Source organism: Salibacter halophilus, assembly GCF_008806325.1.
GTDB lineage: Bacteria > Bacteroidota > Bacteroidia > Flavobacteriales_G > Salibacteraceae > Salibacter > Salibacter halophilus.
On record NZ_WACR01000004.1, the window covers coordinates 229,574 to 256,283 of the forward strand.

At 40.5% G+C, this 26,710-nt stretch carries 14 protein-coding genes; 11 read left to right on the forward strand and 3 right to left on the reverse strand.

From position 1 onward, the window contains the following. Positions 1–3 precede the first annotated feature (3 nt). On the reverse strand, positions 4–381 hold the full coding sequence (locus F3059_RS05890) for a PadR family transcriptional regulator (protein WP_223274554.1): 378 nt from the start codon (positions 379–381) through the stop codon (positions 4–6). 99 nt (positions 382–480) lie between these two features. On the opposite strand from F3059_RS05890, the gene F3059_RS13665 reads away from it, so the two are divergent. From F3059_RS13665 to F3059_RS05900, 3 genes are read left to right on the forward strand one after another with little or no spacing between them, the layout of a single operon-like run. Beyond that, positions 481–645: a hypothetical protein gene (locus tag F3059_RS13665; RefSeq protein ID WP_170265066.1), complete on the forward strand. Its 165-nt coding sequence runs from the start codon at positions 481–483 to the stop codon at positions 643–645. Positions 646–659: 14 nt separating this feature from the next. After that, positions 660–1,160: a hypothetical protein gene (locus F3059_RS05895; protein ID WP_151167204.1), complete on the forward strand. Its 501-nt coding sequence runs from the start codon at positions 660–662 to the stop codon at positions 1,158–1,160. Between the two features lie 20 nt (positions 1,161–1,180). Then, positions 1,181–1,675: a DUF1648 domain-containing protein gene (locus F3059_RS05900; protein ID WP_151167205.1), complete on the forward strand. Its 495-nt coding sequence runs from the start codon at positions 1,181–1,183 to the stop codon at positions 1,673–1,675. Between the two features lie 67 nt (positions 1,676–1,742). On the opposite strand, the gene F3059_RS05905 is transcribed toward F3059_RS05900, so the two are convergent. Beyond that, positions 1,743–2,471 (reverse strand): VIT1/CCC1 transporter family protein, encoded by a 729-nt coding sequence (locus tag F3059_RS05905; RefSeq protein WP_151167206.1) that lies wholly within the window; start codon positions 2,469–2,471, stop codon positions 1,743–1,745. A gap of 12 nt (positions 2,472–2,483) precedes the next feature. Further along, a complete protein-coding gene (locus F3059_RS05910; protein ID WP_223274555.1) occupies positions 2,484–3,392 on the reverse strand; it encodes a mechanosensitive ion channel family protein in 909 nt (302 codons plus the stop codon). Between the two features lie 63 nt (positions 3,393–3,455). Here F3059_RS05910 and F3059_RS05915 point away from each other — a divergent pair, with 63 nt between their 5' ends. The 8 genes from F3059_RS05915 (at position 3,456) to F3059_RS05950 (ending at position 26,699) form a co-directional block, all read left to right on the forward strand. Continuing rightward, positions 3,456–3,692, forward strand: a complete 237-nt coding sequence (locus F3059_RS05915; RefSeq protein WP_151167207.1) for a DUF202 domain-containing protein — start codon at positions 3,456–3,458, stop codon at positions 3,690–3,692. Positions 3,693–3,694: 2 nt separating this feature from the next. After that, positions 3,695–5,473, forward strand: a complete 1,779-nt coding sequence (locus F3059_RS05920) for an SLC13 family permease (protein ID WP_151167208.1) — start codon at positions 3,695–3,697, stop codon at positions 5,471–5,473. Positions 5,474–5,525: 52 nt separating this feature from the next. Then, positions 5,526–6,557 carry a quinone-dependent dihydroorotate dehydrogenase gene (locus tag F3059_RS05925; protein ID WP_151167209.1) on the forward strand — a complete coding sequence of 344 codons (1,032 nt, stop codon included), beginning with the start codon at positions 5,526–5,528 and terminating at the stop codon, positions 6,555–6,557. Between the two features lie 43 nt (positions 6,558–6,600). Then, entirely contained in the window at positions 6,601–7,452 is an 852-nt protein-coding gene (locus F3059_RS05930; RefSeq protein WP_151167210.1) for a hydroxymethylglutaryl-CoA lyase, read from the forward strand. Between the two features lie 394 nt (positions 7,453–7,846). Beyond that, positions 7,847–8,305 (forward strand): hypothetical protein, encoded by a 459-nt coding sequence (locus F3059_RS05935; RefSeq protein WP_151167211.1) that lies wholly within the window; start codon positions 7,847–7,849, stop codon positions 8,303–8,305. An 11-nt stretch (positions 8,306–8,316) separates the two neighbouring features. After that, positions 8,317–11,856, forward strand: a complete 3,540-nt coding sequence (locus F3059_RS05940) for a hypothetical protein (RefSeq protein WP_151167212.1) — start codon at positions 8,317–8,319, stop codon at positions 11,854–11,856. Positions 11,857–11,912: 56 nt separating this feature from the next. Next, on the forward strand, positions 11,913–18,086 hold the full coding sequence (locus F3059_RS05945; RefSeq protein WP_170265068.1) for a hypothetical protein: 6,174 nt from the start codon (positions 11,913–11,915) through the stop codon (positions 18,084–18,086). Between the two features lie 39 nt (positions 18,087–18,125). Then, positions 18,126–26,699, forward strand: coding sequence for an RHS repeat protein (locus F3059_RS05950; protein WP_151167214.1), 8,574 nt, complete (start codon positions 18,126–18,128; stop codon positions 26,697–26,699). Positions 26,700–26,710: the final 11 nt, after the last annotated feature.

Genomic DNA, 26,710 nt, shown 5'->3' on the forward strand with positions numbered 1-26,710 from the left:
TCCTTATTTTATGAGTTTTTGAATTCTATCGTTGAAAAAGAGATTGATATTTCTCTTAATGAATGTTTCAAGTAGTTCAGATCCAACATCGGTGAGATAGTAATACTTGCGATCAGGACCTTTGTTTCCTTCACGAGTTTCGAAATCCACAACGCCAACGTGTTGATATTTTCTGAGGTTTCTATATAGGCTCTGGCTTTCACAACTCATTGTTTCTTCAGACTGTTCCTGAACAAACTCACGGATTTCATCTACATATTTCTTTCCGTCTTTCAATGCTAAAAATATCCACAGTGTAAGCTGTCCTTTCTTATAGGTATCCTCCCAGGCACTAAGGAGTTCTTGTGTTTTGTTTGTTTGTTTCATTGATGTTCTCATCATGTATTAAACAAGTTGAATAATACAAATGTAATAAAAGGTTTTTTATTCTTCCAAATTTTATGGAAGCAAAAGTTTTCAGTTTTCATTACATTTGAGGATATGAAGTCAAAGTATGTAGATGTATTGATGATTTTGGTCATCACCGTTTTTCTCATTGCAATGAATGAAATTGGGATACTTGAGAAATATGTAGAATTCATTATTATCCCGATGTTAGCTGTCTATTTTGTAGGTAAATATGTTCAGCGAAAATTTTGTAAATAAACCAATCCCTTATTATGAAATCGCTATTGCTTACCCTTTTGACAACATGCTTTATTTCAATTTCATTTGCTCAATCTTTTGAAGTTCCTGAGAATTATAAACTTGAAAAAGGAGAAGATTATGAGCGCTATGAAGATGAAATAATCGATTGTATCGACTGGCTTATGAGTACTCCACCCAATGAAGAAACGGAAAAAAGAGATAGAGCCAGTAAGTTTTATCTCGAATGGATAGCCGGCACACCTGATGTTACAATAGAACTCAATCTCGATGTGGCTCCATTTGCAGAAAAGTCACCCGAGCTACTGGTTATTTATATGGGTGGGTGGACCAAAAAAGCACTGAATTCTGACGAACCCGTAAGCATAGTTGACGGAAGCGAAGCAGGCTTATTAGCTGTTATTGAGTATTATCAAAAAAATGAGAATATCATTGATAAAAACAGGAAAGTAAAGAAGCTTATTAGACTAAAAAAGAAAGATAAGCTGCGTCAATTTGTTTTAGATAATGCTTAGTCTTTTTCAGGTTGTTAGAAATGAATGATAGACCTCAAATTAACCTGTCATTATCACCATTTGATAAGTGGATTGAAGTTTTAGGTTGGTTAGCATTACTGGTAATTTGGGTTTTTTCTATTTACCAGTATTTCTCTTTACCTGACGAAATTCCTATTCATTTCAGTTTTAGCGGAGAGCCAGATAATTTTGGATCGAAAGGATTTATATTGTCTTTGCCGGTAATTGCTTCAATTCTTTTCCTCGGTCTCACAGCTCTCAATAATTATCCGCATCTGTTCAATTACCCATCTGAGATTACAGAAGAAAATGCTGAGATTCAGTACACATTAGCAACCCGGCTCATAAGAATGCTCAAGTTTTCAATTGTGGTTATTTTTTTAATTCTGGCAGTTAAAGTAAGGGCATCAGTTGATGGTTTTACATTGTTAGGACCATTTTTAATGCCGGTTATTTTGGGGTTGATTTTTATTCCCATTGGCTACTTCCTGGTGAAGCTGTTGAAGAGTCAATGATTATTGGTCAGAGCCTGAATCTAGCTGAATTGGGGTAAAGAGGCAGGTGAGGATCTGACCAAAAAATTTAACCGAATAGAGTTTCCAAATAATTCCCAGCAACATAAGCGAGAACCGCTGCACTAGCACCCAGCAGTAGTGTTTCAAAAATACTGCGCAAGCGATTAGTTTCGTTGACATAACTCTTTAACCACCCGATAGCAATAAAGGCAACTCCAGTTAAAACAGATGAGATTAAAAACAAATCACTTTCAACCGGATTTATATAATCTAATAGGTAAACTGCGAGCGGAATAAACCCTACAATATTGAAGGAAACAAATGTCATGACAGCCATAGCTATTGCTGATTTTGACGGTTTTATCAACTCCAGCTCTTCTTTCATCATAATATCGACCCAGCGGTCTTTATCTGCCGTGATGTGATCCACGATTTGCTTGAGTAAGTCACCTTTGAAGCCCTTTTCTCGGTAAATTTCTTCTACTTCTTCACGTTCTTTGTGAGGTATATGGTCTACTTCCCAATACTCGATTTGTTTGTGCTTTTCGTAAGTTTCTTTTTCAGATTTATTGCTGAGGTAACTACCAACTGACATTGAAAAACCATCAGCAATGAGGTTGGCAAACCCTAAAATGATTACTACTGAGCTATCGAGTCCGGCACCTGAAGCACCGGCTACCACAGCAAATGTTGTTACAGAGCCGTCAATACCACCGTACACAAACTCGCCCAGGTAATCCTGAAACCTGGTGAGTAGTCCGCTCTGTCCGTGAAGAGATTGTTCAGAATGTTGCATCAAATCGTAAGGTTAGTTCTTTTTCGAAATGTTATTACTACTCAACATAGAGTCCAGTTTTTCGCCTCCCTTTATACCAAAGTCCAGCGTTCTGATAGGGAATGGGATCGTAATATCGTTTTCGTTGTATGTCTTTTTAAGATTCTTAATGCCATCACTAATGGCTCTGAAGTAATCGGGTTGTCTACCGTAATTGACCCAATAACGGACCACAAAATTAATTGAACTATCACCAAAAGCGGTGTAGAAAAATTCAACTTTCTTATCTTCTTTCAAATACGGAATAGCTTCAATTGCTTTGGTACTTAGGTCTTCAACCTTTTCCAGATCGTCACCATATGAAATCCCAACTTCCAAATCGATCCTGCGCTCGCCATTAATCGTAAACTGTGTGTAAGGGTTCTGAAAGATGAGTCTATTCGGTAAAACAATATCTTGCCCCTGTGGAGAAGTGACAGTAGTAGAGCGCAAACCTATGCGTTTTACTGTTCCGAAATAACTATTGGTTTCAACGATATCACCAATATTGATTGGGCTTTTTACGGCCATTGCAACACCTGATATGAAATTTGCTGCTGCATCCTGAAAGGCGAAACCGAGAGCCAATCCAATAACTCCAACGCCTGCTAAAACAGAAGTAACCGTTTTGTCGAGTTTTAAAACACTCAAAGCTACCATAATACCCGTCAACATTATTGCAAAACCGGTTAAAGACAGGATTAGCCTGATAACTGAGTCGTTGCTCATCGAACGATGTAGCACTTTACCCAACACCATCCTAATCAACTTCGACAAAAAGTAGAAAATGAGGAGAACCAATATAGCAATGATAAAATTGGGTAGCATTGTAATTGCAGTCTCCAGCCAGTTTTCAACTTTATTGATAACAATGGAAGAAGCGTTGGTTATTTTGTCAAACATATTTTTCAATTTATCACTTTTGAATGCTTAAAAGTAAAAATACCTCTTTAACTTTAGGCGCAAATGGAAAAGAAACGTAACGATTTAGCCAAAATCAGAACCAATTTAGCCAATTCGCGCACTTTGTTGAGCTACGTGCGAACAGGTTTAGCAATGTTTGGTGTGGCAGCTTTCTTATTCAAGTTCTATGTCAATGATATTGTTCAAATATTATCAGGAGTAGTTGCTATCGTTGCGATAGCAATCTTTATTTTGGGTTGGATGCAGTACAAAAAAGCTCAGAAAAAAATTGATTATTGACCATGGAGCTAATTCTACTCGCCATTATAATCCTGGCAGCTCTCATTCTGTTTGTCACCAATTTAGTATCGGTTGATCTCACAGCCATTATCGTCATGGTCGCCCTCATGCTCACGGGCATACTGACTCCAGAGCAGGCACTGTCAGGATTTAGCAATACAGCTACAATTACCATTTTGGCGTTGCTCATTATCTCAGAGAGTTTGAAGAATACCGGGGCGGTTGAGGAACTGGGTAATAAAATGCTCATGATTACGGGTCAGAACCGAATCCTCACACCCATCGTCATCATGCTCATTGCAGCGGTAACCTCTGCATTTATCAACAACACAGCAGTTGTGGCTGTCTTCATTCCTATCGTGTACCGCATTTCTCAATCGACCGGAATAAAAGTCTCAGCATTATTGATTCCACTTTCTTTTGCTTCAATGGTGGGAGGAACGTCAACCATGATAGGAACATCCACGAACCTTCTCATCAATTCGCTCGCCAAAGAAAACGGATTAGCCGGTTTTCAGCTCTTTGATCCTGCGTTATTAGGCGTTATTTTACTGGCGGTTGCAATTGTTTACCTGTTGTTTGCCAGTATGAAAATGCTCAACAAAGGAAAGAGTAAAGATCCGTATGATAATCAGGTTGATGATAAACGCTACGTCACTGAAATTGAAATTTATGAAGAATCTGAACTGGTTGGCCAATCACTCGATGAAATCGGGTTGTTTTCACCGTCTGATGTAGAGTTGCTGCGTATCAATAGAACAGGTGGCGTTCTGATAAAACCTGATTTCGATACCAAACTCAAAGCGGGGGATGTATTGATCTTGCGGACAAATGTTAGTCAGATCGCTAAGCTCAATGCCGATGAAAAAGTGCAAATAAGGACGAATAAATACTCGCGCAGACTCAACCAGGAAGATGAAGAAACCGAGTTGTTTGAAGTGTTAGTATCGGCAAACTCTGAGTTGATCGATGAACGAATCTCTGATGTGGAATTCTTCCGCTATGACGCATCTCCAATTGCTGTAAAATCCAAAAAGCGGTTGACACCAACACGATTGTCTGAACACAAAATCGACTACGGAGATATATTGCTCATGACAGGTAAAAGTCACGAGCAGGATGAGAAGAAACGCAACGCGTGGATCACCCTTCAACGATTTTCACGCAATGAGCTAATCAGTCAACTCCCGCGCAGAGATAAAATGCTCATGAGCTCACTGATCACTGTTGGAGCCGTTTTACTGGCGGTTCTGAATATCTTGCCCATTATCATCAGTGCCTGGCTGGGAGTAGCGTTGCTTATTTTGACAAGATGTATCACGCTCGAAAAGGCTTACACAAATGTGGAGTGGAAAGTGATTTTCCTCCTGGCCGGAATCATTCCGCTGGGTATTGCTATTCAGGAAACCGGAGCCGATCAATTAATAGCGAGCGGAATCATAGATTTGGTTGGAAATGCTTCACCTCAAATGGTGATTTCTGTCGTTTTCATCGCTACTGTCTTGTTAACCGGAATTATCTCCAATCAGGCTACAGCAGTATTACTTGTGCCTATTGCTTTGCAATTATCCGGTGAGTTGAATATACCGCCACAGGCTTTATTGATGACCATTCTGTTTGGGGCCAGTACCAGTTTTTACACGCCCGTAGGCTACCAAACCAATGCCATGATTCTGGGTCCGGGGAACTACTCGTTTAAGGATTTCTTATTCGTAGGTGGAATCTTGTGCCTGCTCTTTTGGGGACTCGTCACCTGGCTGATTCCTGCTTTTTATTTGTAGTTCATTGATTCCACCTTAAAAACTACCTTTGCACGCAATCAAAAATTGCAGGATGTACAAGGCGCTGATCAGACCCATTTTCTTTCTCTTTCCGCCCGAAAAGGCTCATCACCTCACGACTTCGCTGTTTACGGCTCTGACCAAAATTCCCGGTATCAAACAGCTCATTCGGAGTATGTTTACCATTCAGGATAAAAGACTTGAGCGCGATATTCTTGGGCTCAAATTTCCCAATCCTGTTGGACTGGCAGCCGGTTTTGACAAAGAGGCAAAGCTCTATAACTCTTTCAAGCACATCGGTTTTGGTTTTATTGAAGTTGGGACTATAACTCCTAAAGGTCAGCCCGGGAATCCTAAACCGCGCATGTTTCGACTCCCACAGGATGGCGGACTCATCAACCGAATGGGGTTCAACAACGAGGGCGTTGCGGAGGCTGTGAAAAATCTCAAAAAGCGAAAAGGCGATTTGATAATTGGCGGAAACATCGGCAAGAACAAGGTCACGCCTAATGAAAATGCGAAGGACGATTATCTCAAGTGTTTTGAGGCGCTGTACCCACATGTGGATTATTTTGTGGTGAATGTGAGTTCTCCCAACACGCCCAATTTGCGCGCTTTACAAGACAAAGAGCCGTTGATGGATTTGCTGAAAACCATCAGGCAGGCCAACGACCACAAGCAGGTTGCGAAGCCGGTATTTTTGAAAATCGCACCGGATCTGACCGAGAGTCAACTTTTGGATATCGTGGAAATCGCGGAGAGTGGAGTAGTGGACGGACTAATTGCTACAAATACAACGATTGAACGCAAAAATTTACGGTCAGAGCCAAACCGAGTAGCTGAAGCTGGTGGATTGAGCGGAAAACCTGTACGCGAACGATCTACCGAGGTTATCCGCTTTTTGCGATCGAAACTGCCCAAGCCGTTTCCGATTATTGGAGTTGGCGGTATTACAGATGAGGAATCGGCATGGGAAAAAATTGAAGCCGGTGCTGATTTGATTCAGGTTTATACCGGGCTGATCTACGAAGGACCGGCTCTGATCAAAAGGATCAATAAGTACATCCTCAAAAGGCAGGGGTAGCGGCATTTTTATAAATTCGCTCTCGAAACCGAAACGAACCTTTATGAAAATAATTGAATGTCCGCGCGATGCCATGCAAGGCATTGAGACTTTCATTGAAACAGATACAAAAATCGCTTACCTCGATCAATTGCTCAAAGTTGGTTTTGATACAATTGACATCGGCAGTTTTGTTTCTCCCAAAGCAATACCGCAACTGCGCGATACCAAAGAGGTATTGAGCAAGCTCAACTTTACCGATTCTCCATCAAAATTACTCACGATTGTGGGGAATGAGCGTGGAGCTAATGATGCTGTTGAGTTTGATGAGGTTACTTATTTGGGGTTTCCCTTCTCGATATCTGAAACTTTTCAAAAACGCAATATCAACAGTACGGTTGAAGAATCATTTGACCGTGCAAAGCGCATCCAGGAAATAGCTTCGCGCAACAATAAGCAGTTGGTTGTTTATATTTCAATGGCATTCGGAAACCCGTATGACGATCCGTGGGATAAAGACGTTGTCCTTGAATGGTGCCAGCGCATTGTGGAGGAGCTGGGTGTGGATGTTATTTCATTGTCAGACACGATTGGTGTGGCTCAACCTCAAACACTGGATTACCTTTTCTCGCATTTGATTCCGCAAGTTTCAGAGGCAGAAATAGGCGCTCATTTGCATACCACTCCAGATACGTGGAAAGAAAAAATAGAATCGGCTTACAATGCAGGCTGCAGGAGGTTTGACGGAGCTATTCGCGGTTTTGGTGGTTGCCCCATGGCAACTGATAAACTAACAGGTAATATGCCCACTGAAAACCTCATTTGGTTCATGCAGGAACACCTGATCGATCACGGATTGGATTTGGAAGAATTCGGCAAAGCTGAAAACATGGCGACTGGGGTTTTTCCTGGTTGATTGTCAGTATAAAGAAGTTGTAAATGATTATATTACTTTTCATTTCAAAACAAAACCAAAGGATTTAGCAATTGAAAGAGGGGACATAATTCTTGAAAGTTACGGAGGCTTTATCTAACTGGTTTACATTGTAACCATACTTCTGATCTTATCTTGAGGAAAAAAACTGAAATTTAAAATTGCTGTTCAAAAGTGGTTTATAGCTGTTGATAGGTGTATTTCCATGGATTGATAAGATTATGACTTTAAAACTTTACTGGTAAAAGCCTTCTGCATCAATAATAAAATAAGTGTTTGACAGGTAAATATTAACAACATTAGTAAAAACCGACATTAAAAAGTGGTATAATCCGCCATTAGAAAGCGAAAAACCCGACAGATAATTTTATGAGTTTTGACAGGAAATCAAACCTCATACAATACTATGTCGATTAAAAACCTTTTGCTTCCCCTGTTTATTTTTTTGGCCAGTCACATTTATAGCCAGAATATTTCAGGTCTACAGTATTCACTATCCAACCATCATCCAGATGTCATTTCCGATTCTGGCAGCTATAGTTGGACAGATTCCGCTTATGTACTACTTCACTTCGAAGCTTTCGTAGTTGATACCACCAATCATTTTTTAGTAAAAGATAAACCAGCAACAAATACAAGCTGGTTAAACAGTTATTACTTCCAATATGGCGACCCTGTTCCGGGAGGAATTTTGAGTTATCGTCAAAACGGGCCAAAAGTGAGTTTAGGCATAGGAGCCCGTTCATTGAGTACCGATATTACAAGTGCAATTTATTTGTTAGCAGCGGATAGCAGTATTCTTGATAGCCTCAGCATAACAATATCAACACCTTAACCCTCATTGTAATGAAATTAAAAGCAGCCCTTCTCCTGTTTATAGGATTGACTAGTTATACCATTACAAAAAGCCAGAGTTACTCTGTGAACTGGTACTCCAATACAGGAGGCTATTACGATTCAGGAGAACAACGCGTATACCGGACCACCGAAGAAGATCCACACATCAGCTACGGTCGTAACCTATTCGATGTAAGCCAGACAGGAGAGTTAGAATACTGCATTTCAGGTAGAGGCGCCTTTACCCTTGGATTGACCCCCAGGACCAACATCTGCTATAACTCAAGCTGCTTGCAATACGCCATTTACTATAACCCTAATACCAGCTTATTAGAAGTTAAAGAAAATGGCAGTAATGTCTTTAGCAGTAGCACACTTGAACTAGAATGCCTGAAATTTGATAATACAAATGACACCCTTACAATACTGGCAGACGACTCCGTATTACATGAGACCCCCATAACTACCACCGACCTGTTTCCCACCGTTATGCTCGAAGAAGTCGAGAACTACCTGACCAGTGTCTCCACCAGCTACCCATCCGAATCCCCCGTTTACCCCGTTATTTTCGACACCGTAGCGGGTATGCACTACGAAATCAACCACAGTAAATTCATCGTCTTCGATATGGATAGTAGCGGCTATGCCAGAAGCCGTGATAAGTGGGAAACTCAAGAGACCTTCAACTTTCAACACCTCGATAGCACCCTAGAATACAGCTATCACATACTCGAACTATCCAAAGCTAACCAGGACACCCTGAAAACCCACGAGATACATCTGAATATAGATAAAGTATATCAATATATTGATGATGATTTAAGCGACAGTGCCAACCTTTCAGTAGGAGAAGAATACAACATCATCACCAATACCGAAGGCAATAAAATAGAAATCTACAGAGATGGAAGCCTACTGTTCAGCGCAAACAGCGATAACAGCGGTGTCGAGAAAGAATTCAGATTATTATACCACGTATACGATAAAGGCAACACCCTGGAAACCGCCTCCATCAACACTAGTATAACCCCCTCCTATGAGCCAGACTTTTCCAGTACCAGCAACTGCACATTCGATAAATGGAGAAACCAGCTATGCGTAAACACAAACTATACAAACAACCAAACAGGCGCTTACTCCTCCCATTCTCTTCCCCAGGGAGAAGACGGCTTTGTGACCTATACAATAGAAAACACCCAAAGCGCAGTTGCCTTTGGATTATCGACTACAGATGAGAGCCAGGCCCCCGGAACAATCGAATACAGCTTTTATCTTGACCAGGGCACCGGAGAAGTACAAGAGTCAGGAAGTAAACTCGTAGAATTCTCCTATACTACAGGCGATCAACTCGAGCTAATAATCAATAGTACAGGCGATCTTTATTTTTATAAAAACGGTTACCAATTAAGAAGAGTAACACCAGAGGGAGGAATCAATAACCCCCTATACCTCGATGTAAGCCTGAACAACGCCCAATCCTGTTTAACCGGACTAAAATGTTCCTTCGCTCCCGAAGTGAGCATCGAAACACGATATTATTCACCCTGGGCTCATGACAAGCAAGCCCACCTGAAAATCGGATTAAAACACCACACAGCAGAAGATCTGGTAATGACCTGGCGCGACTCACTGTTCATCAATCAACAAGAATACGATTCCCTGTATTACTATTATGAATCCTACCTGACCGATATAGAAGATGACACCTCCGCCAACCCCTATGAAAACCTCAGTTACGGAGAATACCTGGCGCTTCACAAAAACGAAATCAAACGTCCCCTACCAGGAGTTAGAACCATTACCATAAAAGACACCAACCTGAATACACTTAGCGAATTTGATGTCCCCATCACCACCAAAGCCGTAGCCGATAGCCTTTCAGGAGGCACCTTCAGCAACAACACCTTTGAAAAGACAGCCAGTTCCGGATGGACAGACGGAGTCATGAGCCTTGGCAACCTCGTATTTTCAGAAGACTCAACCGCACTTAAAGGCGGATTATCCTTCAAGATCGATACTGGCACCACCGAAGGAGTAGTCGGGCTGAGCGATCCAAGTGCCAGTATAGAAAGCTCCACCAATGGCATCGAGTTCGGAGTACATTTTGCTGATGGATCCATACAAGTCATCAAAAACGAAGCAATCCAGGAAGCCAGCTATTCTTATAACAGCAACGAACCCATAGCCATCTACCGCGATGGAGGCAAACTGCGACTCTACAAATCAGGCGAAGAGTTAGACAACATGAATGAAGCCTCCTCCTCAGCAACCTACCGGATCGATCTAAAACTAAAAGATCCCGAAGACAAAATCATAGATATCGATCCCGTAACACCATATTGGCCCGTAATATCCAAAGATCCCAACAATGAATACTGCGGCACCTATGGCGAGATGATTGATTTGTCCATAACCGATTCAGAAGGAGGAGGAAGCACAATTGATCCACCGATACAATACAGTTCTATTTCGTATCAATGGTGGGACAATGATAATGCTACTTATATTGCAGGGCAAACCCAACCCACAATAAGCGGATTATCACCAGGTAGCTATAATTTAGACATATGCTTCAATTTCGCCTCAGGAGGCGGTTCTTGCATCCCCGGAATCCCATATTACGTGGGCTATAAAGCCGAATGGTATGACCTGATCAATGCTCAGGTATTAAGTCCGTACACTAACTCCATTCAAAATAACAGTTCGGGAAACTCATCAGCCAAAACCACCAACATGCTCCCCGCAAACCTTAATGGTTGGTACGCCTTTAAAATAACGACAGACGACTGGTCAACAACAAAAAGCCAAGAAAATAACGTTTGGCGATATCACCCCTATCTGAGAGGAGGGAGGCATTTTGATAAAAAGCTATCCTTACCAGTGTGTTATCCTTACCCGTTACCAACATTGCTACCATTCCACTATAAATTAGGGTTAAAAGATGGCAGTAATAATAATAGAGCCTATGTATTTGTGCAACCGTTATTGACCGGAGAAGCACTTGTTCAATTACATAATAACCAGTCAAGCTCTATGGATCAAATACTGGTTGAAGGCGAGCAATGGATTCGTGTTAAAGTAGATAATACAGCAAACACGCTAGATTACGAGATAAACGGAGAAGACTTAACTCCCAATATTAACCTAACATCCTTTATCTTTTCAGATCCTTCATCGCTTTACTTTGAAATGTCTGGCAACATGGGAAGTCGGAAAACAGGTCCAAAGAGAGTCATTACTTCTTTTTCCTGTCCAAATCCCGTTTACCAAAAACTCACCAGAGAACTCGATGGACAATACTACCATACAATGGCCAAAAACCTGTTTTTCTACACCGACAGGCATTACAATGACGGCCAGCTCAACTACAACCTTTACAAAGATGAAAACGGGCAGCAGACCATTGTACCCGTTACTCCAACAGTAGAAAACCTGGGCGATAACCGTTACCAGTTAATTGCAAAGAACATAGACGAAGGTTACTACTGGTTAGAAGTAACCAATGAAAAAGGCGAAAAGAAATACCTGAGATTTTACAATAAATACTAATCCATATGCTTCAAAGAATCAGACGCTCATACGTGATCAAGACCATCTCAATACTAATGGTCATCATATTTGTTGACAGCATTGTTCACCCCACCATTTTGTTGGGTCAAAGCAGCAATCCCGATTATTACTCCAATCCTGCCGGAGCTTCACAAATGGTAGACCTGTCTACCGGGAACTTTCATTACAGCATCCCACTGCTGGAAGTAGAAGGCTATCCCATAACACTGAACTACAATGCCGGAGTCACCATGGAGCAGGAAGCCTCGTGGGTAGGATTGGGCTGGACCCTGAACCCCGGAGCCATCAACCGACAAATGAGAGGGATTCCCGATGATTTTAAAAAAGAAAAAGTAACAAAGGAATATTATTCAGCACCATCAAAAAACCAAGGAGGAGGATTGACCTTTGGGGTTGAGTTATTGGGAATGGATATGGATAACCTGGTTTCTGGTCTAGGTCTTAATGTAAATGCTGATGGAAGATTGAATTCTTACACTGGTTTAGGATTGTCTGTTGGTTTTGGTCCATCAGTATCTCTAGGTATGAATTCAATTGCTTCATCTGGACTTGGAGCTAACCTGTCAGGAGGACTTAACTTTTCATTAGGTAATCATTCAGGGTTATCTTCTTCATCAAATCTTGCTTTTGGTTTAAAAGTAGGTTCGGCTGAAAATGATAGTGAAACCAATACTTCTTATGGTAAACTTGGATTTGGTAGAGGGTATAGTTATAACTCTGTAAGTAATCAAAGATTAACCCACACATCAATGTCTTTGGATTTTGGGAAGGATAATGTTCCAACTTCATATGATAAAAATGAGAATATTGATGAGACAGGATCAATGAGTATATTCGGACTGAGTTCAACGATCTCTAAACCATTGATTAATACATTTTCACTACCTCCGAAAATTTCTTTTTCAACCTATACTAAATCTTTTGATATTCAGATAAAAGGAGGCGGAGAAACACCTATAGTTCCTACTTTAATATATGGAGGTGTTCGCTATAATGAAATGGAACAAACTCTTGTAAGGACAAAGAATGAGCTGGATGCTTACGGATACCTGTATATGCAAGATCGAGAAAAGAACAAGTTGGATAAGATGAAAACCATCACAGATTTTAATCGCTATGGAGAAGGCAGAATTCATAGAGAAATGAAAAGTTTACCATTTTCTTATCTAACTCATGATTTATTTACCTTATCTGGTGCAACAGTTGGTGGTTCTTTCAGGGCTAAGCGATCTGACTACGGAACTGTAGGGGACAATACTGTATCAACTAATGGGATGGGTAATGATTTTGGAGCTGAAGTAGGAGTAGTAGGTGTAGCTGAAGTAGGAACAAATTATTCAGGTTCTATGAAGTCTGGGTATTACGGAGAATGGCATAATGAAGTAACAGAAAGCTTAAATTACAGAGCCAATAAGTCTGGAGATCCTCTATATCAGCCATACTATTTTAAAATGCTGGGTGAGTTGACACCGAGCGATGAAAGTTTTGCTGAAAAAACAGGTGGGGATAAACCGGTTCTAGTACCTATTTCAAGGAAAGGAGATAACGCTTTTATGAGTCAAAAACTCGATATCGAGGTAGAAAAAAAATTATTAGGACGTGATGTTAGTATAACCAACTTTTTTGATAATTATCGCGATGATCGAGAGCATCGAAACCATCAAATTTCAATGCTGAATGCACAGGATGCTAAACATAGTAGTGTATTTCCAGAAATTAGAAATTACAATTCATTTGACTATACGGGAGGATCATATCCAAATACTGCAATAGACAGGGTAAGTCATGCTGAAGGCAAAAAGCATCATATTTCTGCCTTTAATGTTACTAATACCCAGGGAGAAAAGTACCATTATGGGGTCCCCGTTTATACCCGAAAGGTTGTGAGTAAATCATTTAATGTATCAGGGAATATAAAAGATCTAACAGAAAACAGGGTGAAATACTCCGGATCTGATGATACATACAATAATTCAAATGGGATTGATAATTATTACAACTCCCGAACAACACCGGCATACGCTTCAAGCTTTTTGTTGTCAGGATATTTCTCTTCAGATTATCAGGATGTCACTCAAAATGGCCCTACACCAGATGATTTGGGTAAATATATAAAATTCAATTACACACGGACCAGTACAGATTTTATTTCCAGAACTCCACATATAAGAGGGAATAGTGATAATAATGATGCAGGTTACGATCCGGGATTTTTAATGAATCCGAATGATGACAAAGGAGCATACTCTTATGAAGAAAAAGAGCTGTGGTATATGCATAGCATGGAGTCAAAGAATTATGTCGTGGAGTTTAAATTAAACGATGAAGACAGAGAAGATGGTTATGGTGTAGTGAATGAAGATGGTCAACTTGAATCAAGCCCTTCAAAAAGATATCTCAAAGAAATAAACTTGTATTCAAGACAGGATAAATTAAATAATGGGAGTACTGCAAAACCACTGAAAACAATTGTTTTCAAGTACAACTATGATCTCTGTCCCAATTATGTTGGTTCAAACGGAAAGTTGACATTAGAAAAGCTTTTTATTTATGATCATACGAGCAAAAAAGGAAAAGAACATCCTTACGAGTTTTACTACGACAACAATGAAAACTATAGTCCGCAGAATCAGGATAGATGGGGATACTTTAAAGAGCAACCAGCACTTACCAGTGATGATATAAACAGCAGTCAACAAAGAAATGATCCCTTATCAAATGCTGAATATCCTTACACTCCTCAAAATAAATCTGAAGCTGATAGGGGAGCTAAAGCCTGGAATCTAAGTCGTATTAAAACACCACAGGGAAGTGAAATAGAAGTGGAGTATGAAAGTGATTCTTATGGATACGTGCAGGATGTTGAGGCTATGAAAATGTACAAAGTTAATGGATTGGTTTATGCTGGAAATCAACTTCGTTCTAAACTTTACGAAGATATTAATACACCTTCTTACGCTGTTGAAGTAGACATAAGCTCTGATCCTGTTTCTTCATCTGTTTCGGATCCTGAGCAATATTTTATCGATCGTTTTTTGAAGTCTGAAAAACACGGTACAACCCGTACAAAATATTTATCCTATAATTTTTTAGTTAAAGCCGGAAATGGAGGTGATCAATGGGAGAGAGTGATGGGGTATATGCCCATAATAACAGATAAAGTGAAGCTGACTGATTTAAATGGAAATGGCGAATATGAAACTGTCCTACTCGGAATAAAGAATCAAAAGACCAATGAAGGTGATTATGGTCCTTTTGGCAAATTAATCAAAAAGGATAAAAGCTTTAAAGCAAACCCTATAAGTGAAATGGCCTGGCAAAATAATAATGACTATTTATCAGGGGAAATAATTCCAGGGAATAAGCCGATTGCGTCTGGTTTTGAGGCTATAGTAATGGCGCTTGAAGGCATGAGGGTTCAGTACCAGATTGCTCAAAATGGGTTTTACAGGTTCTCTGCAGATAAAGGAATGGCAAGATATATTAAGCCTGAAAAGAGCTTTGTGAGGATGCATGTTCCAGATAAAGTTAAGTATGGCGGAGGTCATCGTGTAAAGAGTATTACAGTAACCGATAATTGGGATGAGTTTTCAGATACTTACGGAACTGAATACACTTATACAACCACAGATAATATTGGCGATACAATTTCATCAGGTGTAGCTTCTAATGAACCTTTCAAAGGATTAGATGAAAATGCAATTAAATATGCAAATGATCCCATTAGTGTGTTAGGTCTTAGTAACTATGGAGCAGGTCATAAACTGATGAATGAAATGCCGTTTGCCGGACCTATTTTGCCACCGCCTGGTATTGTGTATTCAAAAGTTACATCACGATCTATTGATAAAGCAGGTGTAACGATTAATCGCACCGGTTATCAGGAGGACTGTTTTTATACCGCCAAAGACTTCCCTTTTAAGTTAAAGAAAACTGCAATTGATGTAGAATCTCCTGATCCTTCCAGATTGTTTTTACTCTTTTATAAATCATCAAAGTCAATTTTAGGTGCAACTCAGGGGTTTAGTGTTGAATTAAACGACATGCATGGAAAGACAAAATCTCATGTTCTATTTGATGAGAATGGGAAAAAAGTTGAAGAAACCTATTATCACTATAAGGGCAAAGGAAATGAAATTATCAACAAGGTTAATGGAATTGATAATGAAGGAACGTTACATACCGACTACGAACTAGGGGTTGAAAGAGATTTTGTTATTGACTCAAAACGCTTTTATTCAGCTATGCAAATTCAGAATATGGAAGTTGGAGTAAATTTTCCTGCTATGCCTCTTCCTCCTGGGTTTTATGTAGCTCCTGCTATTCCTCTGCTAACAGTTAGTCAAGATATACAGGAAATGATGTCTATTACGACTAATAAAATAACCCAGAAGTACGGTGTTTTAGATAGAATAGTAAGACGTTCCCAGGGAGCTAAAGTCGAGACTAAAAACCTTTTGAGAGACTATTCTACAGGCCGTGTGCTTGTGAGCAGTGAGACAAACCATCTAGATAATTCAAGTCCAATTTATACATATAGATTTCCTGCAAAGTGGAAATACGAGGCTTTGAGTGAGTCTTACGAAAATGAGAGTTTGGTTTTAAATCAGTTGAGCGGAATATTAGACAGTAACTCAGAAATTGAATCTGCTTATACTGATATGTTTCACGATGGAGATGTTCTATTGAGAAAAGAAGTTGAAAGCGATGGCACTTTAACTTTTGAAAAAGTTTGGGTAATAGAGGAACGTGATGTAAACGGCTCTTATACCGGTATTAAACAACTTATTGATGATAATGGACTCATAGTAGATGAAGTTGGCACTGCAGCTTATAGCTATCGTGTTATTGAATCAGGTAGAAAGAACAATTTATCGAGTGATGTTCAGGTAATCAGAAAAGTAGAAAGCACTACTGCTGATCCTTCAGCGATTTATTCCAGCAGTACTGCTAATGATGTCTTAAATGTGTCAGCTGTATCGCTTAATGACAGGGGGAAGTATCCTATGAGCATTTTGCATGCTGAATGTTATCAGTGTTCACCTGGTGTAGATCCTTTTGAGCAGCAGGTAGTAAATTTCACAACTGATTTGAATCCTTTTCTTTATGGGTTTATCAATAACTGGCATGTCGACAGCAATTATGTTGCGGATGTTTCCAAAGACTATGGTTCTTCTACAGGACAAAATCTAGCAGACCCTGATTTGAAGAATGATGGTACCTTTACAATTGACCCAATTTATCGTTTTAGTGGTAGTTCAGTACAAGTGAATGTGAGTGACGACTGGAAGTCAACCTTAAAAAACATGAATTACACTTCAATTTCGGGAACAGTTGAGAATAAGAATATTCTCGATAACTTTTCGAGTACTCTGTTTGATAAGTATTCTCAAAAACCAGTTGCATCAGTTATGAATGGAGAGCTGGAAGAAATATTATTTGAGGATTTTGAAGACTTTGAAACTAACGATTATGATTTACCTGTATCCTATGAAAATTCACATAGAACTATCCCTGTTTTTTGGGATTTGATATTCGTTTCTGATGAGGATGGTCACACTGGTGAGCTTTCTATGGATGTAAAATCTCAGGGTGATTACACGATGTTCATACCGATTGTTGAAAGAGAAAATCAAGATTTCAACAAGTACAGAAAGGATGTAAATATTCCATATAGACCAGATTGCTATGATGCTTATCCCGGAATGTCATTTGTTCCAAAATTAGGTACGCAAAAATTCACTCTTTCATTTTGGATCAAAAAGAAAAACAATGATAATGAGGATTTCGAGTATCCTACTGAACTAGTTCGTTTTGATACCCTGTGTACTGAAAGACAAAATTTACGGATAAGTAGTGATTTTATCAATGAAACGAATGTTATAGATGGCTGGAAACAAGTTAACTATACTTTTTCTATGCTTTCATCTGATAAAGCAGAGGATGCTTTATTGAAAATTTCAATTGACAATTCAGGTTCATCGACTGATGAATACCTTATTGATGATATTCGAATACATCCTTACGAGGCGAATATGAATGCACGTGTATATGACAGGTATCTCAACAGGCCTGTTGCAGAACTTGATGAGAATAATTTTGCCATTTTCTACAACTATAATTCGAAAGGGCAGGTCTCGGTAATAAAACGGGAAACTGAAAATGGAATCCAAACTGTTTCAGAAAGAAATAGTTCACTTGAACGCTAACCTGATCGAATAATGAAGTTTTCACCTAACTCATACACTATGTTGAACGACAAGCTTTTTTACAAGTCCAGAATATTGTTGATCTGTGTATTTACACTGTTATCTGTAAGCAAATCATTTGCGGGTATTGAAGAGGCTAATAGCCGTATATACCCCGATTCAATGCAGGTTTTTTCTACCCACGTTGAGGATAGCAAGCTGATGTACTTTAAATCTACTACAAACTGGGAAGACACTTTTTATGACAAAGAAGTAATCGGTAGAGTTGAGTTGGGAATTGATCATAGTTTATTGCGTGCCCATCATTCTTATGCAGAAACATTTGCAGAGTTAGAAGTGAAATATGAAACATGGGATGGAACTTCATTTGTTTCTCATACTATTACATCCCAGGAGTTGTTTGTCTCTTACGATCCTGTAGCTGGCACGAGTTATGATGATCGTGACGTACTGATCATTCCGGGAGCTTATTCAATTGATGTTACTTTAACAGATAGTACAAACATTGAAGATTATATTTACCTGGATGCCAGTGTGGAAGCTGAAAGATATGAGGCGTATGACATTGATTTTATTCCAGCTTCTTCTAATATGAATCACAACAAACTGGGTGATAAACTCTATTTATCATGGCCTTTTATAAAGGGAGCTGAAGCTTATGATGTAGAATGGGCTTATGTCGATACAGTAAACAATACTGCTATTATTCAGCATGACTATGATTTTGAAGAATACTCAACGAGAATAAGAGTTGAACAGAACCGCGCTCAAATACCACTTATTTACGACCCTGGGTATCTTTTAATGCGTTACAGGCCCGTTTATTACGATTCAAACTCTTTGAAAATAAACGTTGAAGGTAAATGGACCACTGATGTTGTTTCAGGATCTGACAATGCATCAGGAGGTCTCAATGATTTTATCACTAATATGGGGCCTAATGCTTATTATATCATTGAGGACTGGTTTGAGGCTTCAAAAAACTGGAGCGCTAATATCGTTTATGCTGATGATGGTTATCAGGGCCAGCAAATCAGCTACATGGATGGATTGTCAAGGGAGAGGCAATCTTTGAGTTCACTCAATACAGAGAACAAAGTGATGGCTAGCTCCCAGCTTTTTGATGCTGCGGGGAGACCGGCTATTCAGATATTACCTGCTCCTGTTGATCAACAAAAATTCAGCTTTATCGAAGACCTTAATATATCAACAACTGGTCAGCATTACAATTATGAGGATTTTGATAAAGATAATTTTTACGATACAGCTCAATGCCAGTACGGATATAATCTCATGAGTAGTTCGCTCAGTAATGGTGCTGCAAATTATTATTCTACTGATAATCCAGATAAAGAAGGAATGCAGGCTTTTGTGCCTGATGCACAGGGTGCACCATTCCTGATCAAACGGTACATGCCTGACAGAACGGGAAGATTGAGTGAATATGGAGGTGGTTTTGGCGAAGAGTTTCAACCCCTTGAAATGGGAGCTGTTGAGATAAAATACGGAATGGTTACCAATAGTGATCTCGGCTTGTACTTTAACAGTAATGATCACGGTGATCAACAGTACTACAGGAGTAACCATGTTTTCGATCAAAATAATCAGCGCTCTTACCTGATGAAAGATTACAAAGGAAGAGTTATTGCCAGTATGCCCGGTGGAGAGGTTCCCGAATCTTTATTACCGGTTGACGGATCGGTTGCACCAGCTTCACTGGAAGCTGATCTCATAAGCCTGAATCAGGAACAGGATGGGGCTTTAGTTGTGCAGTTTCAAAAGTATTTGCCGGGTAATGAGAATTTTATCCTGAGGTACGATGCAGATGTTCCCCAATTCAGGGGCTGTGATCAAAATGTATGTTTTGATTGTGTTTATGAGGTTGATGTAAAAGTTACCTATGAAGATTCATGTGTATCGGGTATTGAGCACACTAAGCTCCACGACAATGCAACTATTGGCCAGTTTTCACCGGTTGATAACTGCTCAAATGATACGCTGTATGAATTTGGGGTTACCGGAGCAAGTCCACCGGATACAACTTTTTCGCTCCCTTACGGGGCAATGGTTACCATTACAAAAACCCTCAGACCAAGTGAAAAAGCGCTCGAACAATATGTTGATTACTACATGCAAAACAGCTTGTGTGTTCCGCAGTTTGAGGATCATTTTATCGATGTGCTGGGAGATGTGGCGAGCGAGGCAGATACCTGCTACACAGATCCTTGCTATGTTGAATGTTATGAAGAATACGGCTCAAAAGAAGAGTATGTAAACCAGGCAATTAGTGATGCTGCTTCTATTGAGGTGATAATTACTTATGATACTGTATATGAACAAGGAGGAACTTCTGGTGAATATGAAGTTTTTGCAGATACAACTTACAACATCACCTACCCTTCAACATTTGATACAGCATCTGTTAGAAGTGAATATGATGCGCTTATACAGGAGTGTGCCGATTTCTGTCTTAATGGAATAGAGTTGCAGGACTCGCGTTGTGAAGCTGTTAAAGATGATCTGATCAGGAGCTTTAGACCGGGAGGAACTTATGCAATGTTTTCGTTTGACAGTGTCAACAATGTAATTGTGGCACAGGGAGACTCATCAATTCTTAGTTCCATAAATAATTTTGGAGTAACATACAGAAACAGGGAAATAAAATATGAGAAAAGTGACGGCACACTTTATTTGCCAGGTGATCTTTCTCCACATGAAATGTCTGTTGGAGATTTTGTGACATCTTTTCAGCCTCAGTGGGCTGAAGCGATCTTCGAGTTTGTGCGAAGTGAGAATGAACTCCCAAATGAAGCAGAATGTATCCTCACAGCTTGTGAAAACTATGCTGATGTTTTTGAATACGATCGATACCTGCGTTCTATTCATACCTACGAGCAAGCAACATTAGCCCGTTACGCTCCTTCAACTGATGGCAGTTTTCTCAATCCGGCTGATGTCTCTTTTCCTTTCGATGAGTTTGTAAGACCTACAAACCATGCTTCTCACATGGTTCATGATCCTTTACTACAGGAATCTTATGGTTCTGATTTACAAGGCTTTGTTGAAGAGTGGAGATCTGGTGAAGGAACGCTTTATGAATTTGCTGCCGAATACGGTGATCCCAATTATCAAATTGGGGATAATATGGGAGATGATACCTGTGTAATGGATCAGGAATGGATGATCTTTAAGGCGCGCTATTTGGCTTTCAGGGATAGCCTGATTGATGCTGAAATACTGGGTAGTTGCCAAACAATGACTAATATTCCTGCTTATTACGGTGGTATTTATATCTATCAGACCCTGGATAATCCGCAGCTGGCTGACGATTTAAGTGATATTGACACTGATCCTGACAGTGCCTGGGACGACATGAAATCCAGTTGTGAGTCAAATTGCAGTGCTCTTGCCGATGAATGGGTAAATAAAATAGAACAGTGTACCCAAAACCAAACAGTTATTGACAATATGCGTGCTGACCTCATCGCGCTTTGCAGTGCAGGATGTTCTCCTGAAAACGCTTTCGGTACCAAGTCCCTGCCCAACTCACCTCATGATGTAGAGGTCGATGGTAGTGTCGTGTACACTGTGCCTACAAGTATTCAAATAAATACCGGGATAAGTACTCCTACAGTGTCTTCTTTCAAAGAGATTTTCGAAGAATACGCAGATGACTACAGCTCGCTCGAATCAGGTACGGCTGTGTGTAATCCTTATATGTTTACTTCTGTGGATAAGTTTCGTGAAGAGATACCGTTCTCAAAACTCGATACATGTGCCTGTAACACTGTCCTCGATATTGAAAGTGATTTTAATCATTTGAACAATGTGGATTCATTACCGGATGGTGTCACGACCGGGCGCCAGTATTTTGCTCATGTTACAGGCGTGAGCTTACCAAGCTATAACCCCATTGTGTGCAATTGCCAGGCTGCCGAAGCAGACGCTGATCCCGCAGGCTACCTCGCAAACCTTGAAATTCCGTTTACCAGCCAGTTTGTTTGTAAAGACAATTGTGTTACGTGTGACGAGATAACCACCCATTACAGTACATTCCTCACGGAAGTTGGCTTTTCACAACCTATCCCGGATACGGCTCTGACCGATGTTTATGCTGTATTTGGCAGTTACCTTGAAGATGAAACAAGCATGAATGTTGATCCCGGTGAGGCTACAGCTTTCATGCAACAATGCGAGCAATTTCAAAACGATTCAAAGTTAGGCACGAACGGGCTTAGTCCCCAGGCTGGTGATATGCTGACTCTAATTGAAGCGTTATACGACAAGCAGGGATTGAATGATAATTCAGGGACACCACTTTCAATACCGCTCTACTGGGATTTTTACTGGAGTACTCTGTACCCGTATGGTTTTGATACATTGTTTAATGTGGATGCTTCGATCAGCGGGAGCAATGTTTCTTCGCTTTTGATTGAACTGGACGGTACAACACAGTACCCTTATGATAAAGAAATAAGTTTCAGTTCCATGTCACCTGCTGACGTTACACTCGATAGTATCCTGTTATTCCAGAATATTTATGCTGATATCAGTAGCCTGAGCATTGGAAATGTCAATGACTTTGTCATTACGGGGATTACCGTTGGGGGACGTGCGTTTGAGTGGAAGGGAACCTGCTCATACGACTTGCTCAAGAAAATTGTGAGTGATGGTAGTGGAGGCTATGACCTCAAAATATGCAGTGACAGGTATAATTTTGAACCGCAAGATCCGTGTACAAAAAACATTTTATCAGTAGCTTTTGAAACAGCGGTGAATACCTATACCCAGGACCTGGATTCCATTGAAACAGCTTTCAGGAATAGCTACCGCGACAGTTGTGCTGCTGTTAATGAAAACTTTGTACTGAAATACGGGACAACGGAACATTCACCCACGCTTTATTACTACGGCCTTGACGGCAACCTGGTACAAACCGTTCCGCCAGAAGGTGTGGACAAAGGAATAACCAGCAACAACCACACCCAGCGCAGCGTGTACCAGTACAACAGCATCAATAAACTCGTGTCTTCACAGAGTCCTGATGGCGGTACCTCGCATTTTTATTACAACGATAAGTTGCAACTGGTACTGAGCCAAAACGAAAAACAAGCCAATACCCAAAACCCATCAGGTAGTGGAATAGCTTACAGTTATACTACTTATGATGACTACGGACGAGTAAAGGAAGTAGGGCAGTTGTATGCCACACTTTCACAGGGAACTGTTTTTGAGGATCTCTCAGAGAGCGATCAAAAAGCTTTCTTGTCAGACCCCGGGTTCCCGGAAAATATCACCACCCAAAACGGTATCGATTGGACAGTATACGGTAAAGTAGAAGTAACCCGCACCTATTATAGCGAGCCTTTACAGGGATTGACAACTGATATTTTTGATGGTCAGAACCGTTTCCTCAGGGGGCGTATCAGCACCATAACGTACGAAGAAGATTTCAACGAATACCCGTATATCTATGATTATGCCCTTCATTTCCGTTACGACATGCACGGCAATGTAAAAGAACTGGTTACTGAAGACACCTACCTGGAGGAAATGGACCAGGATTTCAAACGCCTCACTTACGAGTACAACCTGCTCAGCGGCAACGTGAAAAAAGTAACCTATCAAAAAGGTCAGCCAGATCAATGGTTTCACAAATACGAGTACGATGCTGATAACCGCCTTGAGCGCGTTTACACCAGTACCGATAATGAATACTGGGAAGAAGATGCCCACTACGAATACTACGAACACGGTCCGCTCGGGCGCCAGGAACTGGGTGAGCTCAAAGTACAGGGACTCGATTACGTGTACAACCTGCAGGGCTGGCTCAAGAGCCTCAACAGCAATACGCTCGACAAAACCCGCGACCCCGGTAAAGACGGAGAAGAAGGAAGTGACTACATGAGTTCACAGCCCGATATTCATGCCCGCTTTGCCCGCGATGTATTCGGTTTCTCACTCGGTTATTACGATGACGACTATGCAGCCATTGATGCCTCTAAAGACAACTTCATAGCTGATGAAAGCAGCCAGAGCAGCAACCTGTACAACCTGTATAATGGCAACATTTCCCATGCTGTTACGGCATTGCTCGATCAAAACCACGAGCCGCTCGATGTTCACCTGAAGCGTTACCGTTACGACCAGTTAAACCGCCTCAAATCACAAACGGTTTACACCTCAGCTAACGTGATAGCCAATAACAACTGGACCAGCGCCTCCACGAACGGAGATTACGATGTCAGCCTAACCTATGATGAAAACGGCAACATCATGACCCTCGACCGCCACGGTTATGGTAGCAACCAGGATATGGATGATTTGGTTTATAGCTACAACAGTGGAACCAACCAACTGGATCACGTGACAGAAAATGCATCCAGCACACCTTTTGATGATTACGAAGGTTCCTCCAGCGGTAACTACCAGTACAACGAAATAGGCCAGCTCATCAGCGATGATGAGGCTGAAATAGCTGATATCGAGTGGAACGTGTACGGAAAAGTAAAATCGATTACCCGCACAAGCGGCAGTACACAACCCGATTTAGCTTTCCGTTACGATCCTTTTGGTAACCGCATCATGAAAGTTGAAAAGACAAAAGACGGCAGCGGAAACCTCGAAGATGAAACAGAATGGATTTATACTCATTACCGCACAGATGCCAGTGGAAACACCATGGCCGTGTACGAAACCAAAACACAAAATACCGATTATTTGAGTCATTCCGTAAAAGAACGCTATCTTTATGGTTCCAACCGACTGGGAGTAGAGAAAGAAGAACAGCGGATGCGGTATAGCGATATAGGAACATACAACGGACTGGGAGATTACAGCCTTGACAACATCAGGCACTACAGCACCGGTAGTGAATACCTGGTTACCTTCTCAGGCGGTACTATCACCACTTCACCCAACGTAGAGTTCCATTTCAGTATCAAAAATGGTTCTGATTATACAACCGTAGGCTGCAATACAACCGGCAGTATAGCGTCACTGACGAGTTGCGTGGCCGGTCAAATACTCAACCCGCTAGATACCATCAGGATAAGCGATACCTCCTTTGTGGTAACCGCCACCGAATTCTTCATGCCCACAGATGCTCAAATAAGCTATGACAAAGTCAACGATTTAAAGATTACCATAGAAGAAGTAGACTCACCACTGCGCAAGCAATACGCCTATCACCGTTACGGGAAGAGTCGCTACGAGCTCAGCAATCATTTGGGCAATGTGCAAAGTGTGATCAACAACCGCTACCTGTTTGATGATGATAAAACTTATTACCAGGACTTTTCAACAGACATTTGGAGTTATCCTAACTCATGGCAGGCAAATGGAGTGAGTGTGAATACCAGTTATGGTTACATGGGAGTAAACGGAACAGGAAGTGTAGAACGCCCACTGAGCGTAACAGCTGGCACAGGATATGAATTGAGGTTTGATCTCATCAATGCTGCAGATTCCATTACCGTAAAAGTTACTGAGGGAGGACAGGAAATAGCGAGTAAAACATTTTTCAATGGCTCGTCACAACGCATGAGCTTTACACCAACAGGTAGTGGAGTAACATTAGAATGGCACACAAATATAAATCAAAGCTTCAGGCTGGATGACATCATTGTTGCTGAAAGGCTTGAAAGCCTGGTAGCCGATATCATCAGCTACAAAGATTATTACCCTGGCGGGATGATCATGCCAGGGCGTAACACGAATCCTTCAATCTTTGGATATGGATATAATGGTATGAGAGAAGTTGATGAAATATCAGGAACAGGTAATCATTATACAACCTTTTATAGAGAATATGATCCAAGAATTAATCAATGGTGGTCAGTTGACCCAGAAGCAATATCAATGCCTTGGCAAAGTCCTTATGTACCAATGAGTAGAAACCCTATATCTCGTATTGATCCTTTAGGTGATAGGGATGATTGGGTAGAGAAGACAGATGAAAATGGGAATACGAAAATAGTATGGGATGATAAGGTTACTAGTGCTGATGATAAAGATTTAAAAGAAGGTGATAAGTATTTAGGTAAAGAAGGTTATGCAATAGATGAAAAGACAGGAGAAGCGGTTCATTACATGAAAGATGGTACAAAAGAAGTCTTTACACAACAACTCCCTGAAGCAACAGTAAAACCAGATATAGTATATGCAACTAAGAATCCTTCTATGAGTTCTAATAACAGAACAGGTTATATATATAATAGTGCAGACTTGAGGATAAGAAGAATAGCTCTTTCTAGCTCAAACCCAATTGCTAGAGCTATTTTATCACAAGAAAGAAGAGGTAACTATCAAATATTAAATGCTGATGATTATTGGAAAGAATATGGACATACTTTGGGCAACATGTTATTGATGGATAAATATATTGGGATGGCAGATATGTTAACAGGTGGAGGAATAAATCAAATACGTTCTCCAAAATCTTTTAATATTCCATCTCAGATTTCTTCACCTAAACCAAAATTATCTACTCCGAAAAACTTTTCGGAATATTTGAAGACTCAGAAAGGAAAAGACGTAGGTAAATATCATGGTAGGGGAAATTGGATGAAGCAAAAAGCAAAAGAATATAAGCAACTCAAGAATAGCCAATAGATATAACAATA

What these genes read in the sequence shown, in the direction of transcription:
- F3059_RS05890 (WP_223274554.1), bottom strand. Translation starts at nt 381, where the DNA reads ATGATGAGAACATCAATGAAACAAACAAACAAAACACAAGAACTCCTT.
- F3059_RS13665 (WP_170265066.1), top strand. Translation starts at nt 481, where the DNA reads ATGAAGTCAAAGTATGTAGATGTATTGATGATTTTGGTCATCACCGTT.
- F3059_RS05895 (WP_151167204.1), top strand. Translation starts at nt 660, where the DNA reads ATGAAATCGCTATTGCTTACCCTTTTGACAACATGCTTTATTTCAATT.
- F3059_RS05900 (WP_151167205.1), top strand. Translation starts at nt 1,181, where the DNA reads ATGAATGATAGACCTCAAATTAACCTGTCATTATCACCATTTGATAAG.
- F3059_RS05905 (WP_151167206.1), bottom strand. Translation starts at nt 2,471, where the DNA reads ATGCAACATTCTGAACAATCTCTTCACGGACAGAGCGGACTACTCACC.
- F3059_RS05910 (WP_223274555.1), bottom strand. Translation starts at nt 3,392, where the DNA reads ATGTTTGACAAAATAACCAACGCTTCTTCCATTGTTATCAATAAAGTT.
- F3059_RS05915 (WP_151167207.1), top strand. Translation starts at nt 3,456, where the DNA reads ATGGAAAAGAAACGTAACGATTTAGCCAAAATCAGAACCAATTTAGCC.
- F3059_RS05920 (WP_151167208.1), top strand. Translation starts at nt 3,695, where the DNA reads ATGGAGCTAATTCTACTCGCCATTATAATCCTGGCAGCTCTCATTCTG.
- F3059_RS05925 (WP_151167209.1), top strand. Translation starts at nt 5,526, where the DNA reads ATGTACAAGGCGCTGATCAGACCCATTTTCTTTCTCTTTCCGCCCGAA.
- F3059_RS05930 (WP_151167210.1), top strand. Translation starts at nt 6,601, where the DNA reads ATGAAAATAATTGAATGTCCGCGCGATGCCATGCAAGGCATTGAGACT.
- F3059_RS05940 (WP_151167212.1), top strand. Translation starts at nt 8,317, where the DNA reads ATGAAATTAAAAGCAGCCCTTCTCCTGTTTATAGGATTGACTAGTTAT.
- F3059_RS05945 (WP_170265068.1), top strand. Translation starts at nt 11,913, where the DNA reads ATGGTCATCATATTTGTTGACAGCATTGTTCACCCCACCATTTTGTTG.
- F3059_RS05950 (WP_151167214.1), top strand. Translation starts at nt 18,126, where the DNA reads ATGTTGAACGACAAGCTTTTTTACAAGTCCAGAATATTGTTGATCTGT.